Below are 18,260 nucleotides of genomic sequence, written 5' to 3'. Positions count from 1 at the left end.
TCGCGTCTCAGGCGTGGCTGGCCCGGGCGGCTGCGGCATTGCCCAGGGCGGCGAAATCCGCCAGTGACAGTTGCTCGGGGCGCAGGCCCGGATCAATGCCGGCGGCTTCGATCTCCGCCGGCGCAAGAAAGGATTTTAGCCCATTTCGGATCGCCTTGCGTCGCTGTGTGAAGACCTGGTTGACCAGCGCGGCAAAACGCGGGTAGTCCGTCACCGGATGCGGCAGTGTCTGGTGCGGCACCAGCCGCACGATGGCGGAGTCGACTTTCGGCGCCGGGCTGAAGGATTCCGGTGGCACCATGAACAGGAAATCGGTCTGGCAGTGGTACTGGATCATGATGCTCAGGCGGCCCCAGTCGCTGGTGCCGGGCACCGCCACCAGGCGGTCGACCATTTCCTTCTGCAGCATGAAGTGCATGTCCTGCACCACATGGATCTGGCTGATCAGGTGGAACATCAGGGGCGTGGAGATGTTGTAGGGCAGGTTGCCGACCACGCGCAGGCGGCGGGTGTCGCCCTCGGGCACCAGGGTGCTGAAGTCAAAGCGCAGCGCATCGGCCTGGTGCAGTGTCAGGCGGCGCTCGCTGAGGGTGCGTTGCAGCAGCGCGATCAGGTCGCGGTCGAGTTCCACTGCGTGCAGGTGTTCGAGCTCGTCCATCAACGGGCGGGTCAAGGCGCCCTGGCCGGGGCCGATTTCCACCATCAGGTCATCCGCACGCGGGGCGATGCTGCGTACCAGCCGGGTGATGATGCCGGTGTCGGTGAGAAAGTTCTGGCCGAAGCGCTTGCGCGCCTGATGCTGGGCCATGCGGGGCTCCGGGTGGATGGTGGGCTGGGGCGGCAGTGTAGCGGTTTTGCCGGCGCCGATCAGCCCTGTGCCAGGCTCAGCGCCAGCCGTGTGGCGGCCAGCAGGCTGCCGTGGTCGGCCCGGCCGCTGCCGGCCAGATCGAACGCGGTGCCGTGGTCGACGGAGGTGCGGATGAAGGGCAGCCCCAGGGTGATGTTCACCGCCTGGCCGAAGCCGGCGTATTTCAGCACCGGCAGGCCCTGGTCGTGGTACATGGCGAGCACGGCGTCGTGGTCCTGCAGATGGCGCGGGGTGAAGGCGGTATCTGCCGGCATCGGGCCGGTCAGGTGCAGCCCTTCGGCGCGCAGCGCGGTGAGCGTGGGGATGATCACGTCCAGTTCTTCCCGGCCCAGGTGGCCGCTTTCACCGGCATGCGGGTTCAGGCCCAGCACCAGGATGCGCGGGTACGGCAGGCTGAAGCGCTGGCGCAGGTCGGTGTCGAGGATGCGCAGCGTTTCGGCCAGCATGGCGGGCTGGAGGGCGTCGGCCACGGCGCGCAGCGGCAGGTGGGTGGTGGCCAGCGCCACACGCAGGGTGTCGGTGGCCAGCATCATCACCACGCGCGGCGTGCCGCTGCGGGCGGCCAGGTATTCGGTGTGGCCGGTGAAGGCCGGGTCGGCGCCGTCGCAGATGACGGATTTCGCCAGCGGCGCGGTGACCATGCCGGCGAAGGTGCGGTCCAGGCAGCCGTCGATGGCGCGGTCCAGCATGGCCAGGGTGCCAGCAGCGGTGGCCGGGTCGGCGCGGCCGGCGATGACCGGCACGCCGGCGGGGCAGTGCCACACCGGCAGGGCGTCGGTGGGCAGCGCCTGGCCCGGCGTCCAGTCATGCAGCCGCACGTTCAGCTTCAGTTGGCGGGCGCGCTCACCGAGCACATCGTGGTCGCCGAGCACCACCAGCGGGGCGCCGGGTTGCGCCTGCGACAGGGTCAGTACCAGGTCAGGGCCGATCCCGGCGGGATCGCCACTGGTGACAGCAATGGGTGCGCGCATGCAGGCTCCGGCAGACAGGACAGATTGAGCTTATCACTCCCCGCCCTGTGCGGCCGGGAGGGTTCAGATACGGATGTCGACGTAGGCCTCGTTGCGGGTTTCGCGCAGCCACTGTTGCAGCTCTTCTTCGTAGCGCCGTTGCTGCAGGGCCTGGCGGGCGCGCAGCACGCGGAATTCGTCGCTCATGTCGGCGGTGCGGGTGTCCTCCACACGCAGGAAGTGCCAGCCGAATTCACTCTGGAAGACCGGCGACAGCTCGCCCACCGGCGTGTTCTCGAAGGTGTTCTCGAACTCCGGCACCATCTCCCCCTGGGAGACCCAGCCGAGGTCGCCGCCGGCGCGGGCGCTGCCGGGGTCTTCGGAGTATTCACGGGCCACGGTGGCAAAGTCTTCGCCTGCGGCGACGCGATCATGCAGCTGGTTGATCAGTTGCTCGGCCTGGCTCGGGGTGCGCAGGGCGCTGGTGCGGATCAGCACATGGCGCACTCTGACCTGCTCGACGAACTGGGTGGCACCGCCGCGTTTCTCTTCCAGCTTGAGGATGTGGAAGCCGTTGCCGGCGCGCAGGGGCTCGGACACTTCGCCGGGGTTCAGGCGCACGGCTTCCTCGGCAAACAACGTTGGCAGCTGCGCCGCCGGGCGCCAGCCCAGGTCGCCGCCTTCCAGGGCCTGCGGGGCATCGGAGAAGCTCACCGCCATTTCGCGGAAATCGGCACCGTCGCGGATGCGCTGCACCAGGCTGGTGGCTTCATTGCGGGCACTCTCCACCTGATCCGGCGTGGCGTCGTCCGGCAGGCCGATCAGGATATGCCCGAGGCGGAATTCGGATTCGAACATCTGCTTGCCCATTTCCGATTCCAGGAAACGCTCCACTTCCCGGTCGGTGATGCGCACCCGGCGTGCCACCTGGCGCTGGTGCAACTGGTTGATGACCATCTCGCCACGGATCTGCTCGCGGAAGGCGGCCCAGTCGAAGCCGTCGGCGCGCAGCGAGCTGGAAAACTCGTCCAGCGTCATGTTGTTCTGACGGGCAATGCCGGACAGTGCCTGGTTCAGCGAGTTGTCATCCACGCGGATGCCGCCACGCTCGGCCATGTCCAGTTGCAGCCGTTCCATGATCAGCCGCTCCAGCACCTGCGGGCGCAGTACATCGCGCGGTGGCAGTTGCTGGCGCTCGGCGAGAAACTGCCGGGCGAGATCGTCGACGCGCTGGTCCAGCTCGCTTTCCATGATCACACTGTCGTTGACCACGGCGGCGATGCGGTCAAGCACCTCCATGCGGGCGCTGGCCTGCAGCGGCAGCAGCGTGGCGGCTGCCAGTAGCAGGGCGGCGCCGAAGCGGCGGGTCGCGTCAATCGTCTTGTCGTGCATAGTCTCTCCCGTATCCCGGAATGCTGCGTTCCAGCAAAGACTCCAGCCGGCCACCAAAGCCGCCCAGGCCGAGCATCTGGATCTGTAGCTGGAATGTCTGGTCGGCCTCGAGGGTGCCGTCACCGTCGCGGTCAGTAAGGTCGCGAATGCTGACCAGGCGCAGTTGCCAGCAGCAGTCGCGGTATTCCACGCCGGTGAGGTTTTCCAGCGAGCGGTCTTCTTCGATATCGAACAGCCAGCGTCCAATCAGGCTCCAGTGGCGATGGACAGGCCAGATCGCCGCCAGTTCCGTCTGCTGGATGTCTTCACGTGCCCGATAGCGATAGCCGGCGTGAAACACACGCCGTTCGCCGTCACTGTAGCCCAGCCGCAGGCTGTTCTGCTCGCGGCGGTCGTTTTCACGGTCCCATTGTGTTTCCGCAAACAGATGCCAGTAGCGGCTGAAGTACCAGGTGGCATCCGCCACCACCGGCGACCATTCGCGGGTGTCCACCGGCCGGTTTTCCAGCTGGATGCGGCGGTCATGGTAGTAGAACGACTGGCCGGCCCGCAGGCGCAGCACTTCGCGGCCGGTGTCCGTGTGCAGGAAGCGCGAGGTCAGGCCCATGGAGAGCTTTTCCTCGTCGCCGATGCGGTCATAGCCGGTAAAGCGGTTTTCGCGGAACAGGCTGCTGTAGCCGAAGGTCAGTTCGCCGGCATCGAAGTTGGGCAGGTAGCTCTGGTCTTCGAAATCGATGCGGTTATAGAACAGGCGCGGCTCCAGGGTCTGGGTCCAGCTGTCGCCGTTGAAGTCCTGCGGGCGTTCCAGGAACACGCCGGCGTCGACGCTGGCGCCCCACATGTCACGGGTCGGTTCGCGGCTCGGCAGGGTGTCCACGCCGTCCAGCGCGTAGCGGGTGTGGTATAGGCGCAGGCGCGGCTCGATGTACCCCCAGGAGCGCGTCAGCGGCAGGCTCAGCGCCGGCTCGAAGTGCAGCCGGTCGCCGGTGATGTTGTCCTGCAGCAGGTCGGTGTCGCGGTCGAAGCGGGTGAACTCGCTGACCCACAGCAGCTTCAGCGGGCCGTACAGGGCCGGGTCGCCGGTCAGCGCCAGCTGCGGCAGGCGGCGGTAGGGCTTGTTCTGGTCCGGCAGCAAAGGGTCGATGGTCTGCCAGCCCTGCACGCGGGTCAGGAAGGTCCAGGTGCGGCCCCGGTAGCGGGCCTCGCCCAGACGCGGCAGGTTGGTCTGCGAGCGCACGTCGAGGCCGGTTTCCAGGTCCTTGAAATAGAAGTCGTCGGAGACGTAGTTGACGTCGGCGCGCAGGAACCAGTTGCGCACCTGGCCGTCATGGGTCCAGCGGCCCAGCTCACGGTCCTCGTTGTCGAACTGCCGGTCGCTGGCCAGCCAGCCGTAGCTGAGGGTGCCCTGGCCGAAGTGGGTCAGGTAGCGGAATTCGCTGTCCAGGCCACTGCCGCGGTTCTGGATATGGCGTGGCGCCAGGGTGGCATCCATCTGTGGGTGCAGGTTCAGGTAGACCGGCTGGCTGATGTCCAGGCCACCGTCGTCGCCGGTGCTCAGGCTCGGGAACAGCAGGCCGGTCTTGCGCCGGTCGTCGATCGGAAAGGTCATCCACGGCAGGTACAGGACCGGCACGTCGCGCACGCGCAGCACCATGTCGCGCGCGGTGCCCCAGCCCTTGTCGCGGTCCAGGGTGATCTCGCGGGCGCCGATTTCCCAGCCGCGCTTTGTCGGCGGGCAGGTGGTGTAGCTGCCGGCATCGATATAGACGGTCTGGTCGGACTGCTCGATGCGCTTGGCGCTGCCACGGGCGCTGATGTCGAACAGCGCGTATTCCACCTCGGTGAACAGGCCCGCCTGGGTGCGGGTATTGCCGCGCATGCTGCTGGCGCGGGCGCTGAACAGGGTGGAATCGGCGCGCACATCGCCTTCCAGCAGGAAGTCGCCGGTGTCCTGGTCCAGTTGCGCCCGGTCGGCGCGGATAAAACGGCCCGGCTGGCGGATTTCCACATCACCGATCAGTTCGGCCAGGCCGCCGGGCACCAGACGTGAGCGGTCCATGGTGACTTCGGTGTCGGCGGTGGGGTCGGGTTCGCCCAGGCTCGGGTTGTAGTAGGTGCCGCTGCACCAGGCCGGGATCGGGCGTTGCTGTTCGATCGGCAGGGCGGCCATTTCCTCGCGCGTGGTCCAGCCCAGCTCGGCGGCAAACACCGGCAGGGGGGCTGCCACGGCCAGCAGCATCAGGCGGCAGGTCAGGCGGTTACGGGCTGAGCGCAGTGGCATTCGTCGTCCGGAACAGGTAAAAAGCGCTGCATGTGGCACCGCCATTCAAACAATGGTGTGCGGGGTTAAAGGCCGGGAGTGTAAAGGAACAGTGCAAGCAATGCAGCCGCAGAAGGGTAACGAGGATGTCCGGCTGGCGGCGCTGACCCGCTGGATTGCCGAGCAGACCGGTCATGCCGTGACACCAGTGCCGGCCTCTGCCGATGCCAGTTTTCGCCGCTATTTCCGCGTCGTGCTGCCGGAAGGCTCCCGAGTGGTCATGGATGCACCGCCGGAGCGTGAGGACAGCCGCCCGTTCGTGGACGTGGCCGGGCGCCTGGCCCGCGCCGGGGTGGCGGTGCCGTCGATTCTCAACGCCGACCTTGCGCAGGGCTTTCTGCTGCTGTCCGACATGGGCCGGCAGACCTGGCTGGAGACGCTTACCGCCGACAACGCCGACGCCAGCTTCCGCCGCGCCATCGATACCCTGATCCGCATTCAGCAGGCCGACACCGCCGGCCTGCCCGAGTACGACGATGCCCTGCTGCGCCGCGAACTGGCGCTGTTCCCCGACTGGTTCCTGCAGCGTCATCTGGTCGAACACCTGGGCCTGCCGCTGGATGCCGACCGTGCGCCGGCGCTGCACCGGGACCTGGCGGCGCTTAACGACCTGCTGGTGGCCCGGGCCCTGGCCCAGCCCCAGGTATTCGTGCACCGCGATTACATGCCCCGCAACCTGATGCAGGGCGAAACGGCCGACCCCGGCGTGCTGGATTTTCAGGATGCGGTACGGGGGCCGATCAGTTACGACGCGGTGTCGCTGTTCAAGGACGCTTTCCTCAGTTGGCCGGAGGAGCGCGTGCTCGGTTGGCTGCGGCACTATTGGGAACAGGCGCGCGCCGCCGGCCTGCCGGTGCCGGCGCAGGTGGAGGATTTCCTGCTGGATTGCGACCTGATGGGCGCCCAGCGGCATTTGAAAGTGATCGGTATCTTCGCCCGCATCTGCCACCGCGACGGCAAGCCGAAATACCTGGCCGATGTGCCGCGCTTTTTCAGTTATCTGCGCACGGTGGCCGAACGCCGCGACCAGCTCGCGCCCCTGGCCCGGTTGCTGGACCGGCTGCGCGATGCCGGCGTGCCGGGAGTGGCCTGATGCGGGCCATGATCCTGGCGGCCGGCCTCGGCACCCGCATGCGGCCGCTGACGGATCACACCCCCAAACCGCTGCTGCGCGCCGGCGGCGACAGCCTGATCGGCCATCATATCCGCCACCTGCGCGAGGCGGGCATCACTGAACTGGTGATCAACACCGCCTGGCTCGGTGAGCAACTGGAACATGCCCTCGGTGACGGCCGCGCGCTGGGTGTCAGCATCCAGTGGTCGCACGAGGGCACGCCGCTGGAAACGGCCGGCGGCATTCGCCGTGCGCTGCCGCTGCTGGGTGACGAGCCGTTCCTGGTCGTCAACGGTGACATCTGGACCGATTACGATTTCCGCCGCCTGCCGCGCGCGCCGCAGGGCGATGCCCATCTGGTACTGGTGGACAACCCCGCGCACCATCCCGAAGGCGACTTTTTGTTATTTTGTAACAGCGCAGCCTTGGCCCGTGACGGGAAAGTGCTGGACAATACCGCCGGGTCGCGTGCCCTGATGCCGGCCGGCCTGCCGCTCACGTTTTCCGGTATCGGCCTGTATCGCCCGGCCCTGTTTGCCGGGCTGGCGGACGGCGAGGCGAAGCTGGCGCCGCTGCTGCGCCGGGCCATGGACGAAGGGCGTGTCAGCGGTGAACATCACACCGGCCTCTGGTTCGACATCGGCACGCCGCAGCGGCTGGCCGATCTGGATCAGTTGCTCACCCGATAAACTCAGCGCAAAACGCCTGCGGGCGTTACGAGGAACAGGCATGGCCAAGCAGGACTACTGGATTGCCCCGTCGATTCTGGCGGCGGATTTCGCACGCCTGGGTGAAGAAGCGGCAGCGGTGCTCGACGCCGGTGCTGATGTGATTCACTTCGACGTGATGGACAACCACTATGTCCCCAACCTGACCATCGGCCCGATGGTCTGCCAGGCGCTGCGCAATTACGGCATCACCGCACCGATCGACGTGCACCTGATGGTGAGCCCGGTGGATGCGCTGATCGACAGCTTCGCCAAAGCCGGCGCCAGCATGATTACCTTCCACCCGGATGCCAGCATCCACGTGGACCGCTCGCTGCAACTGATCCGTGATGCGGGTTGCCAGGCCGGCCTGGTGCTTAACCCGGCCACCTCGCCGGACGTGCTCGAGTACGTGATGGACAAGCTCGACATGATCCTGCTGATGTCGGTGAACCCCGGCTTCGGCGGCCAGAAATTCATCCCCGGCACGCTGAAGAAAGTGGAACAGGTGCGCCGCCTGATCGACGCCAGTGGCCGTGCTATCCGCCTGGAAGTGGACGGTGGCATCAGCGAGCAGAATATTGCCGACGTCGCCGCCGCCGGGGCCGACACCTTCGTCGCCGGATCGGCCATTTACGGCAAGCCCGACTACCGTGCGGTGATCGACCAGATGCGCGCCGCGCTGGCCTCGGTCCCTGCTTCCCCAGACCCTCGCCTGAAGCGAGCCTGACCTGACCGAGAGGCCCCCGCAGCATGATCCGGAAAAATCCCAGTGGTGACCTGCCCGTGGTGGCCCAGTCCGCCTTCGTCGATCCGACGGCGATCCTGTGCGGCAAGGTGTTTGTCGGCGAGAACGTGTTTATCGGCCCCTATGCAGTGATTCGTGCCGACGAAGTGGATGCCAGCGGTGGCATGGAGCCGATCATCATTGGCGACAATTCCAATATCCAGGACGGCGTGGTGATCCACTCCAAATCCGGCGCGCGCGTGGAGATCGGCGAAAACACCTCGATAGCACACCGCTCCATCGTGCACGGTCCGTGCAAGGTGGGCCGCAACGTGTTCATCGGTTTCAACACCGTGCTGTTCAACTGCGAAGTGGGTGATGGCTCTGTCGTGCGCCACAACTCGGTGGTGGAAGCCTGCAAGGTGCCGGCCAACTTCTACGTGCCGTCCACCAGCCATGTGAACAGTGACGAGGACCTGGCGCGGATCGAGCCGGTCACGGCGGATGCGTCCAGCTTCTCCGAAGACGTGGCGCAGACCAACGTGCGGCTGGTGCAGGGTTACAAGAAGATCCAGAACGAGCTGTAAACGCCCACGTGAGGACGTGATTTCCTGAGAGCTGGTTCACATTTCTGGCACGCCGTGCCGGGCAAGCCCGACACGGTCGCCAGCCATCCTTTTTTCCGTTTTTGCCCTTTATTCGTTATTGCACGGACGCCAGCCCCCTGTGCTGGCACATCTGTGCCATCACCTTGCCACCATTTACAGCGCGACCGCTTTGCATAACCGTTGCACCCCTGTGAAGGGTTGCCCCGCCGACCGTCTTGCGTCGCGTCGGTGTCCGGGCTTTTTCGCATCCTGATTTGGATGCCAGACGCGATCCACACGCCGGTCACTTGACTGGCCAGCACATCTTTCGTGGGGGAAGTTGTGAGCACCGATGTTTTAACCCGTTACCGGGCGGCGGATGCCGAAGCCGGTATTGCTGCGCATTTCGATGCCGAGCGTCAGGCCGCCGAGGCCGCCGTCAGCGACTACGATGAACACGCCTTGCGCAAGGCGCTGCGCGGTCCCTTGCTGACCCGGCGCATGCCCGGCCGTCTTGAAGACGCTTTCCGTGACCATGCCCGCGCGCGCGCAGCCAATCTGTTGCGTGTCTCCATCTACGGCATGCTGATGGTCTATACCGTCGTGTCCGGTGCTGCGGCCCTGTTCAGCCATTCTCCCGGGCTGAACACCTGGCTGCTGGTGGCCGTGTTGCCGGTGGGGCTGGTGCTGGCATCCCTGTGGCTCGGTACGCGCCGGCGCGATCTGGAGCGCTTCGTCGAACCGCTGCTGATCGGCGGCGTGTTCTTTTCGCTGCTGGGATGTGTGCAGGCGGCGCTGTTGCTGGGCGAGGATTTTTTTGCGCAGGTGGCGGCCTACGAAACCATTTACGTCCTGATCATTGTCTTTTCCATTCTGCGTCTGCCGCTGGTGGCGGTGTCGCTGTCGACGTTGCTGGCGTTTGTGCTTGCCGTTGCCATCGCGCTGGCGGTGAACGGTCACTTCCTGTGGCTCGACAGCCTGCTGTATTTCTTCATGCCCTGGACGCTGTGCGTCGTCATCGGCGCCATGCTGGAAAATTCCGAACGGCGTGATTATCTGCAGAACGAACTGCTGAACCTGGAATCGCAGCGGCTGAAGGAACTCAACCAGCAGGCAGAAGATGATCTGCTGCGGCAGAAATTGCAGGCGGACTATCTTGCCCTGATCGCCGGCAACCCGAGCCTGGCGGTGCTGTTTGAGCGCACGCTGGGCTTTCTGGTGGAACAGACCGGCGCACTGATTGGCATGGCGTACCGCGTTGACGGCCAGCGCCTGCGCGTGATGGCCGCCTGGGGCGGGCAGCCGGGGCGCTGCGGCCAGATCAGTGATGCCGCCGACACCCTGATCGGCCCGGTGCTGCAACACCGCCGGCCGACACAGTTTCGTGATTTGCCGGCGAATTACCTGCCGATCCGCACTGCCTTCGAAACCGTCACGCCCGGTTGTGTGCTGATCGTGCCGGTATGTCGTGGTGACAGCGTGGTGGCGGTGATCGAACTGGGCAAGCTGTCTCACTTCACCGATCAGGAAACCGATTGTGTGACCGGCGTGGCGACCAGCTTCGCCTTTGCCGTACAGGCCGCCGCCGGACAGGCGGACGCGCCATTCTCCATGCCCGCCGCCGGCGTGCCGGCCTGATCGCCGGGCGGGCGCTGAGACGCAGCGCCCGCCCGGGGCTCCTTAACTTTCTTTTTCATTCCCCACCGGCTGATCCGTGCAAGACTGAATCCGGGCTGGCGTGGTGCGCTGCGCGCCGTCTTTGATGGGTGAAATTTTCCTTGCGGGAGTGCCTGCATGCTCTGGTTGCTGGGCCTGCACATTGTGGCGTTGCTGTGCTGGTGTGCAGCGATTCTCTGTGTGCCGATGCTGTGGCAGGAAGGGGTTCACTTCGACACGGGTGATGCCACGGCGGGCGCTGTGCGCGAAAGCCGGCACGACAGCGGCGCCACAGTGATACCGCGACGGGTCTTTACCTGGCTGGCGACGCCGGCAGCATTGCTGGCCATTGCATCCGGCACGGCGCTGTTTCTGCTGATGGGTACGGTGCAGGGCTGGTTGCTGCTGAAACTGGTGCTGGTGGTGATGCTGGTCGGTGCGCACATCGCCGCAGGGCTGCTGATGCTGCGCGCCGAACGATCCGACAAGGCGCCGCCACGGTATGCAGCGGCGGGGTTGAGCCTGCTGATGCTGGGGATCATGACGCTGATTTTTTGCCTGGTGCTTGCCAAGCCAGGCACCTGACAACGCACAGACTGACGGACGGTGATACAGGACAGACATGGCCATCACGGTGACGGGACAGCAAAACAAGCCGGGCGCGCAGACACTGTCAGCGCGTATCGACCGGCACGTCCACACCGACAGCGTGTTCGTATACCAGTCGCCCGCCCAGCAGGCCCGCTGCCGCCGTGAGCGCGGCACTGAGCAGTGTCAGCACCAGACCTGCGGGCATGATCACCGCGCCATGATCGTCCGTGCTGATGCGCAGCAACCAGTTGAAGCTGGCCAGCGACAACAGCATGACCGCCACCAGTGCATGGCACCAGGCGGTGACCAGCCGCCGGATCGGCCGCACACTGACCAGGTCGATCAGCCCGACGATGCCGGAAAACCAGCCCCCCGCCGCCCCGACGCCCGCCAGCCACACGCCGGCACGACTCCAGAACGGATCTTCCGTAAGCAGATACCCGGTATCAGTGCCGACCAGCGCCAGCAGTGCCGCCACCGGAAAATGAATCAGCATCGGATGCAGCGGGTGGCCGCCAATGGCCATGCGGCTGGGGATCGGGCGGTGGGGAGTATCGGGGGTGGACATGGCAACAGGCTCCCTGCAAGGACAATCCGTACGCAGTCTGCATTGAGACTACCGGTCGCTGCCGGCGGGCGCACAATATTTGATGTTTTTTTCAGATTGCTGCTGCCGGCCGGGCTGTTTTGTCTGAGCGGCTGCGACGGACCGCAGTCCACGTTGCAGCCGGCGGGTGATGCTGCGCGCGTTACCGCCGCGCTCTGGTGGGGCATGTTCGGTGTGTCGGTGCTGGTGACGGCGGCCTTCACCGCATTGTGGCTGTATGCCCTGCGTACCCGGCGCGAGACGCCTGACATGGCGCAACAGCGACGGACTCAGCGCCGGCTGATGATCGGCGGCGGTGTGCTGCTGCCGGTGACTGCGATCGTGGTATTGCTGGGGTTTGGCATTCCTGCCGGTCACGGCATGTTGCCCTGGCCGGATGACGGCACAGCGCCGTTGCGGATTGAAATAACCGGCCACCAGTGGTGGTGGCAGGTGCATTATCCGGACGCTGGCGTGACCACCGCCAACAGGTTGCACCTGCCCGTCGCCAGACCGGTGGACCTGCACGTGCGCAGTGCCGATGTGATCCATGCCTTCTGGGTGCCGCGTCTGGGCGGCAAGATCGATGCGATTCCCGGCCGCAGCAATGTGTTGCGGCTGCGTGCCACAGAAACCGGCGTCATGCGTGCACAGTGCGCAGAGTTCTGCGGCCTGGGCCACGCGCATATGGCGATGGATGTCGAGGTGATGGCGGCGCCGGCGTTCGAGCAGTGGTTGTCGCAACAGCAGCAACCGGTCGCACGCGACAGCGCACACACAGAGGGGCGTGCAGCGTTCCGGGCACATTGCGCTGCGTGTCATGGTGTGCGCGGTGTGGCGCCGCAGGGCAGCGGGCCGGACCTGACCACCGTGGCCCTGCGCAAAGAGGGCCTGCTGGGCTGGCTGCAGGGCCATGATGCAGGTTTCTCGGCACCGGGTGTGCCTGCGCATCGTGCGCTGGTGCCGGCCCGGCAGCCGGCCATTGTCGCCTGGCTGGAGAGCCTGCCATGAGCGGCTTCGGCACGATGGCGCCCCCGGCGCTCGACCCGGCACGCGGCGACGCCGGCCGGCGGCACGATGAATTCAATCGCGTCTGGGGCAATCCGCGCGGGCTGCGCACGCTGACCATCGTCAATCACACCACCGTTGGCCGTAATTTCATGCTGGCTGGCGGCGTGTTCTTCCTGCTTGGCGGGCTGATGGCCATGCTGATGCGCACGCAACTCGCCTTGCCTGGCCAGGACTGGTTGCCACCGGACATCTACAACCAGCTGTTTACCATGCACGGCACGGTGATGATGTTTTTGTTCGCGGTGCCGGTGCTGGAAGGGCTGGCCATGTACCTGATCCCGAAAATGATCGGCGCCCGCGATCTGGTGTTTCCGCGCCTGAGTGCGTTCGGGTTCTGGTGTTACATTTTTGGCGGCGCCATTCTGCTGTCCAGCCTTGCACTGGGTATTGCACCGGACACCGGCTGGTTCATGTATACACCGCTTTCCGGGGCCGAGCACACGCCCGGACTGAACGCGGATTTCTGGCTGATCGGTATCACGTTCGTGGAAATTTCCGCCGTTTCCGCCGGGGTCGAACTGGTGGTGTCGATCATGCGCACGCGCACCCGGGGCATGACGCTGCAGACCATGCCGCTGTTCGCCTGGTACATCCTCGCCATGGCCCTGATGATCGTATTCGGTTTCCCGCCGTTGATTCTGGGCAGCATCCTGCTGGAGCTGGAACGGGCCGCCGGCCTGCCGTTCTTTGATGTGGCGCGTGGCGGCGACCCGGTGCTCTGGCAGCATCTGTTCTGGCTGTTCGGGCACCCTGAGGTATACATCATTTTCCTGCCGGCGGCGGGCATCGTTTCGACCATCCTGCCGGTGTTCGCGCGGCGTCCCATTGTCGGCTATCGCTGGGTGGTGCTGTCGGTGATCACCACCGCGTTCATCAGTTTCGGGCTGTGGGTGCACCACATGTTCACCATCGGCATTCCGCAACTGGCGCAGGCGTTTTTTTCCATGGCCAGCATGCTGGTGGCGATACCGACCGGCGTGCAGATCTTCGCCTGGCTGGCGACGCTGTGGACCGGGCGGCCGGTGTTTCATGTGCCGATGCTGTGGATCACCGGGTTTCTGGTGATCTTCATCACCGGCGGCCTGACCGGTGTCATGCTGGCGCTGGTGCCGTTCAACTGGCAGGTGCATGACACCCATTTTGTCGTTGCACACATGCACTATGTGCTGGTCGGCGGCATGCTGTTTCCGCTGGTGGCCGGGCTGTATTACTGGCTGCCGCATTTCACCGGCCGCATGCCGTCGCGCACACTGTCGCGCTGGGGCTTCTGGCTGACCTTCGGCGGTTTCAATCTCACCTTCCTGGTGATGCATCTCACCGGCCTGCTCGGCATGCCGCGCCGCGTTTATACCTACGAAGCAGGGCTCGGCTGGGACTGGCCGAACCTGATCTCCTCCGTGGGCAGTTTCGTGATGGCCGCTGGTGTGGCAGTGGTGCTGCTTGATCTGCTGATACACGGGCTCTACGGCCGCCGCGCCGGCATCAATCCATGGCAGGCGGACACCCTCGAATGGGCCACTGCCACACCACCCAGCCCGTACAACTTCATGAGCCTGCCGCCGGTGACATCGCGGCATCCGCTTTGGGATGACCCGTCGCTGCCGGAAGCGATTGCCGAAGGGCGCTACGCGCTCTCAGTGGCTGACCATGGCCGGCGCGAAACCTGGGGCAGTGATCCGGTCAGTGGTCGCGTGCGCGAAATAGTGCATCTGCCTGGCAATTCCTGGTGGCCTTTTGTGGCGGCACTGGTGCTGGCGGTGATGTGCATCGGGTTGCTGGCCAAACAGTATCTGCTGGCGGCGCTGGCGGCCGGGGTTGTGTTGGCATTGCTGCTGCGCTGGTCGTGGGAAAACGGTGCGCACCCGAACGCGGCGCCGGATGCACGCACGGCCGAAGGCGATCCGCCGCTGCATTCGCGCACCTTCGACGGGCCGGGTTTGTGGGGCATGGTGGTCACGCTGCTGGCCAACGGCGCGCTGTACATGGCGCTGCTGTTCGGCTGGTTTTATCTGTGGACGGTGGCACCGCAGTGGCAGTTGCCGGTGGACAGCCGTGTTGACTGGCCCATGTGGCTGCTGGCCAGCGTGCTGATGGTCGGTGGCTGGTGGCTGTTCCGGCGTCGGGTGCAGTGCCTGCGTGACGGCAAGGACGAGGGGCTGGAGCGGGCGCTCTGGCTGATTGCCGCGATCGGGCTGGCGCAATGCATGACGCTGGTCGCCACCTGGCACGGCTCCGTGCTCGCGCCGCGCGCTACCTCGCATGACGCAGTGATCACGGTGTTTCTGTTGTATCTGTTGTTGCATTGCATGCTGGCGACGCTGATGACGGCGTTGCAGGCGCTGCGTGTGCGTTATGGATATGTGGGCCGGCTCGCGCCTTACGAGCCGGCGGTGGTGGAATACTGGTGGGCATACTGCGCACTGGTCTGCGGCGTGACCTTTGCCGCCGTGGTGTTGTGGCCGTTGGGCTGGGGAGGTGTGTGATGCAGGATGACAGCCTTCGTTCGCCGTACCATCCGGTTCAGCTTGTGGTGGGGCTGAGCATCTGGGCGGTATGGTTTGTGATCATCTACGCGGGGCTGTCCGTGGCCTGTGAACAGCAGCCGGGCGGGTTGCAACAGGGCTCGCTGACGTCCGTGAACCTGGTGCTGATGGCCTTCACCATGCTGACCTGCGGGCTGCTGCTGTTTCTGGCCCATCACAACTGGCGCAGCGCACGACGTATGTGGCGTGCGCTGTCCTCTTCGCAGCGTTTTATTGTGCGTCTTTCTGTTGCGCTGGACCTGGTGGCGGCGCTGGTCACGCTGGCCGTGGGGCTGCCGGCCGTGGTCCTGCCGCCTTGCCTGTGAGCCGGGGGCTGCCACTGCTGCTGCTCTGGAGCAGCCCGGCCTGGGCGCACTCTCCGCTGTCCGGGGAAGCGGGCCTGCCGGTGTGGCTGGCTGCGCTGCTGCTAGGGATGCTGTGGGCGCTGTACCTGGCAGGTTGTCGCCGCGTGGCGCCGGGCGGAGCCTCTCTCGCGTTGTTTCATGTCACGTTGCTGATTACTGCGTTGACCCTGTTTGGCCCGCTGGACGAGCTGGCGGAAACCAGCGCATCGGCACACATGGTGCAGCACATGCTGATGATGGTGGTGATTGCGCCGCTGTTGGTGCTGGTGCGGCCGCTGCCGCAATATCAGGCGGCGTTTGGTGGCAGCCGCCATCTGTTGCGGCCGCTGTTACGCGGCGCGCGCTTCCCGATGGCGATGGCGCTGCTGCATGCGCTGGTGGTGTGGGGCTGGCATGTGCCCGTGCTGTACCGCTGGGCGCTGCACAACGAATGGGTGCATGTGCTCGAACATGCCTGCTTCCTGATCAGCGCCGGGCTGCTGTGGTGGGCGGTGCTGCGCAGCAGCCTGCGTGGCACGCCGGCGGCACTGGTGGCGTTATTGTTCACACTGATGCAGACCGGTTTTCTCGGCGCGTTGCTGACGTTTTCGGATCGCAGTTTTTATGGCGACGCGCGCAGCGTGGCGGACCAGCAACTGGCGGGCCTGCTGATGTGGGTCATGGGCGGATTGCCGTATCTGGTCGCCTCCGCCTGGTGTGGCTGGCGCTGGTGGCGGCGCATGCAGCCCGCCTGATTGGTCAGCGCGCGTCGTCGACGGTGACCTCATGCAGGCCCAGAGGCGTGCCGTCGGCATCCAGCACCTGCACCGGCCGTACCGGGCGGCCGCTGTGGCGGTCGCGCAATGTCAGCGGCGGCCGGTCGGTGAGAATCCACTTGTCACCCCACTGGCGCAGCGCGGTCAGCGCCACGAACAGGTCGCGGCCTTTTTCGGTCAGGCGGTACTCCGGGCGCCGGCCAGCCTCGTCGGTTTCCACGCGGTTGAGCACGCCGGCTTCCACCAGCCGGTTCAGGCGATTGCAGAGGATGTTGCGGGCAATACCCAGCGCCTGCTGGAAGTCGCTGAAACGGCGCGTGCCGAGCATCGCCTCGCGCACGATCATCAGCGACCACCAGTCGCCGATCTGGGTGAGGGCGCGGGTGATGGCGCAGCATTCTTCGTGCAGGGCAGCGGGGTCTTTTCGGTTCATGCGTGCCAGTGTAGAGAGAGTGGTTGCAAAATGAAACCGTACTGCTTATCGTCCGTGGTTTCAAATTGAAACCATCTGCTGGCGACCCGGGTCGCCGGTTGCAGGAGCCCTCTCATGTCCGATCCCGCTCTGGCCCCTCTGCTGCGGCCCTTCCAGTGCAAATCCCTGACCCTGCGCAACCGGGTCGCCATGGCGCCGATGACGCGCACTTTCTCGCCCGGCTTTGTCGCCAATGAGCAGGTGGCCGGCTATTACCGTCGCCGCGCGGAAGGGGGCGTCGGCCTGATCATCACCGAGGGCACCACCGTCGGCCATGCGGCGGCCACGGGGTATGACCGGGTGCCGGCGATCCACGGCGAAGCGGCGCTGGCTGGCTGGAAGCAGGTGGTGGACGACGTGCATGCGGCCGGTGGGCAGATCATTCCGCAGTTGTGGCATGTGGGGGCGGTGCGCAAAGAAGGCGTGGGCCCGGATCCGTCCGTGCCGGGCTACAGCCCGTCCGGGCTGTTCAAGCCGGGCAAGGCGAATGGCCGTGCCATGACGCAGCAGGACATTGACGAGGTCGTGGCGGCCTTTGCCCAGGCGGCGCGCGACGCCAGGGCGGTGGGCTTCGACGGCGTCGAGATCCACGGCGCACACGGCTATCTGATCGACCAGTTCCTGTGGGAAGGCACCAATGTGCGCGAGGACGCCTACGGCGGCTCGCTGCTCAAGCGCACCCGTTTCGCGACCGAAGTGGTGGCGGCAGTGCGCGCGGCGGTGGGTGAGGATTTTGCCATCGTGTTCCGCTTTTCGCAGTGGAAACAGCAGGACTACGACGCCCGCCTGGCGCAGACGCCCGAGGAGCTTGCCCAGTTGCTGGCGCCGCTGGTCGAGGCCGGCGTCGACATCTTCCACGCCAGCACGCGCCGTTTCTGGGTGCCGGAATTCGACGGCTCGGACCTGAACCTGGCCGGCTGGACCCGCAAGCTGACCGGCAAGCCGACCATGAGCGTCGGCAGCGTTGGCCTGGATGATGACTTTATCGGTGGCAAGAACATGGGAATGGGCGGTGACGCCAATCCGGTCGGGCTGGATGAATTGCTGCGCCGCATGGCCGCCGACGAATTCGATCTGGTCGCCGTCGGCCGGGCGTTGCTGGTGGACCCGCAATGGCTGCAGAAGCTGGTCGAGCAACGTGCCGATGAGATCCGCCCGTTCACGAAAGAGGCACTGATGTCCCTGAGCTGATCGCTGCAAAGGTGGCCAGCCGGTCATCGCGTCGTTGCGCGCGGTCGTCCGGCTGGCTTCGTGGACAGCCGTCCACCATCCCGCCTGACGATAATCTTCTCCCTTCCTTTGCATTAACTTTTTTACTGTTCATACGTGCATGCAGTGCGTAGTAAAAATAAATGAACGGTAAAATTATGTTTCCCGGTTTGCGTAGTGATGCTGTTGCATTTTGATGCGCGCACTTTATCTGGAAACACTGCTGCGTGAGCGGTTTGCCTGCGAAAAAATAGACGTCCGATGCGGCATTGTGCATCGCGGTGGCCTGTTTGCATCCGTTCTGTTTCTGCTGCATCGGATTCCTGAACAAAAAAGTGAACATGACCCAAAAAAAGCGCCAACTCTGT

At 65.4% G+C, this 18,260-nt stretch carries 18 protein-coding genes; 11 read left to right on the top strand and 7 right to left on the bottom strand.

The genetic code is table 11. From position 1 onward, the window contains the following. Nucleotides 1–7: 7 nt before the first annotated feature. From rsmA to S7S_RS14985, 4 genes are all read right to left on the bottom strand, one after another. On the bottom strand, nt 8–808 hold the full coding sequence (gene rsmA / locus S7S_RS15000; protein ID WP_008733679.1) for a 16S rRNA (adenine(1518)-N(6)/adenine(1519)-N(6))-dimethyltransferase RsmA: 801 nt from the start codon (nt 806–808) through the stop codon (nt 8–10). A 59-nt stretch (nt 809–867) separates the two neighbouring features. Next, on the bottom strand, nt 868–1,839 hold the full coding sequence (gene pdxA, locus S7S_RS14995) for a 4-hydroxythreonine-4-phosphate dehydrogenase PdxA (protein ID WP_008733680.1): 972 nt from the start codon (nt 1,837–1,839) through the stop codon (nt 868–870). 63 nt (nt 1,840–1,902) lie between these two features. Further along, a complete protein-coding gene (locus S7S_RS14990) occupies nt 1,903–3,210 on the bottom strand; it encodes a peptidylprolyl isomerase (protein WP_041026016.1) in 1,308 nt (435 codons plus the stop codon). Continuing rightward, nucleotides 3,191–5,491, bottom strand: a complete 2,301-nt coding sequence (locus S7S_RS14985; protein WP_008733682.1) for an LPS-assembly protein LptD — start codon at nt 5,489–5,491, stop codon at nt 3,191–3,193. Before S7S_RS14985 ends, S7S_RS14990 begins: the two co-directional genes overlap by 20 nt. Nucleotides 5,492–5,591: 100 nt before the next feature. On the opposite strand from S7S_RS14985, the gene S7S_RS14980 reads away from it, so the two are divergent. The 6 genes from S7S_RS14980 to S7S_RS14955 all read left to right on the top strand — a co-directional run bounded on the left by S7S_RS14980 (nt 5,592) and on the right by S7S_RS14955 (nt 10,906). After that, nucleotides 5,592–6,623, top strand: coding sequence for an aminoglycoside phosphotransferase family protein (locus tag S7S_RS14980; protein ID WP_008733683.1), 1,032 nt, complete (start codon nt 5,592–5,594; stop codon nt 6,621–6,623). Further along, on the top strand, nt 6,623–7,333 hold the full coding sequence (murU, locus tag S7S_RS14975; protein WP_008733685.1) for an N-acetylmuramate alpha-1-phosphate uridylyltransferase MurU: 711 nt from the start codon (nt 6,623–6,625) through the stop codon (nt 7,331–7,333). The genes S7S_RS14980 and murU overlap by 1 nt, the downstream gene beginning before the upstream one ends. 40 nt (nt 7,334–7,373) lie before the next feature. Then, nucleotides 7,374–8,081: a ribulose-phosphate 3-epimerase gene (gene rpe / locus S7S_RS14970; protein ID WP_008733686.1), complete on the top strand. Its 708-nt coding sequence runs from the start codon at nt 7,374–7,376 to the stop codon at nt 8,079–8,081. 23 nt (nt 8,082–8,104) lie between these two features. After that, nucleotides 8,105–8,665: a gamma carbonic anhydrase family protein gene (locus tag S7S_RS14965; protein ID WP_008733687.1), complete on the top strand. Its 561-nt coding sequence runs from the start codon at nt 8,105–8,107 to the stop codon at nt 8,663–8,665. A gap of 342 nt (nt 8,666–9,007) precedes the next feature. Then, on the top strand, nt 9,008–10,303 hold the full coding sequence (locus S7S_RS14960) for a GAF domain-containing protein (protein WP_008733688.1): 1,296 nt from the start codon (nt 9,008–9,010) through the stop codon (nt 10,301–10,303). 156 nt (nt 10,304–10,459) lie between these two features. Continuing rightward, nucleotides 10,460–10,906 (top strand): CopD family protein, encoded by a 447-nt coding sequence (locus S7S_RS14955; RefSeq protein WP_008733689.1) that lies wholly within the window; start codon nt 10,460–10,462, stop codon nt 10,904–10,906. 88 nt (nt 10,907–10,994) lie between these two features. Here S7S_RS14955 and S7S_RS14950 read toward each other — a convergent pair whose 3' ends face one another. Next, a complete protein-coding gene (locus tag S7S_RS14950) occupies nt 10,995–11,480 on the bottom strand; it encodes a DUF2231 domain-containing protein (RefSeq protein ID WP_008733690.1) in 486 nt (161 codons plus the stop codon). A gap of 153 nt (nt 11,481–11,633) precedes the next feature. Here S7S_RS14950 and coxB point away from each other — a divergent pair, with 153 nt between their 5' ends. The 4 genes from coxB to S7S_RS14930 are packed head-to-tail and all read left to right on the top strand — an operon-like array spanning nt 11,634 to nt 16,190. Beyond that, a complete protein-coding gene (gene coxB / locus S7S_RS14945) occupies nt 11,634–12,509 on the top strand; it encodes a cytochrome c oxidase subunit II (RefSeq protein ID WP_202966505.1) in 876 nt (291 codons plus the stop codon). After that, entirely contained in the window at nt 12,506–15,052 is a 2,547-nt protein-coding gene (ctaD, locus tag S7S_RS14940) for a cytochrome c oxidase subunit I (protein ID WP_008733692.1), read from the top strand. The genes coxB and ctaD overlap by 4 nt, the downstream gene beginning before the upstream one ends. Next, on the top strand, nt 15,052–15,417 hold the full coding sequence (locus S7S_RS14935) for a hypothetical protein (RefSeq protein ID WP_008733694.1): 366 nt from the start codon (nt 15,052–15,054) through the stop codon (nt 15,415–15,417). Before ctaD ends, S7S_RS14935 begins: the two co-directional genes overlap by 1 nt. Then, on the top strand, nt 15,414–16,190 hold the full coding sequence (locus S7S_RS14930) for a cytochrome c oxidase assembly protein (RefSeq protein WP_008733696.1): 777 nt from the start codon (nt 15,414–15,416) through the stop codon (nt 16,188–16,190). The genes S7S_RS14935 and S7S_RS14930 overlap by 4 nt, the downstream gene beginning before the upstream one ends. A gap of 4 nt (nt 16,191–16,194) precedes the next feature. Here the strand turns inward: S7S_RS14930 and S7S_RS14925 are convergent, their stop codons facing one another. Further along, nucleotides 16,195–16,644: a winged helix-turn-helix transcriptional regulator gene (locus tag S7S_RS14925; RefSeq protein WP_008733698.1), complete on the bottom strand. Its 450-nt coding sequence runs from the start codon at nt 16,642–16,644 to the stop codon at nt 16,195–16,197. A gap of 114 nt (nt 16,645–16,758) precedes the next feature. Here S7S_RS14925 and S7S_RS14920 point away from each other — a divergent pair, with 114 nt between their 5' ends. Further along, nucleotides 16,759–17,874 carry an NADH:flavin oxidoreductase gene (locus S7S_RS14920; RefSeq protein WP_008733700.1) on the top strand — a complete coding sequence of 372 codons (1,116 nt, stop codon included), beginning with the start codon at nt 16,759–16,761 and terminating at the stop codon, nt 17,872–17,874. On the opposite strand, the gene S7S_RS19705 is transcribed toward S7S_RS14920, so the two are convergent. Further along, nucleotides 17,843–18,208: a hypothetical protein gene (locus S7S_RS19705; RefSeq protein WP_144401680.1), complete on the bottom strand. Its 366-nt coding sequence runs from the start codon at nt 18,206–18,208 to the stop codon at nt 17,843–17,845. The genes S7S_RS14920 and S7S_RS19705 overlap by 32 nt on opposite strands. Nucleotides 18,209–18,260 lie beyond the last annotated feature (52 nt).

The sequence above is a fragment of the Isoalcanivorax pacificus W11-5 genome (assembly GCF_000299335.2).
Classification (GTDB): Bacteria; Pseudomonadota; Gammaproteobacteria; order Pseudomonadales; family Alcanivoracaceae; genus Isoalcanivorax; species Isoalcanivorax pacificus.
The sequence above is the reverse complement of the archived record's forward strand: the minus strand, read 5'-3'. Positions and strand labels throughout refer to the sequence as shown.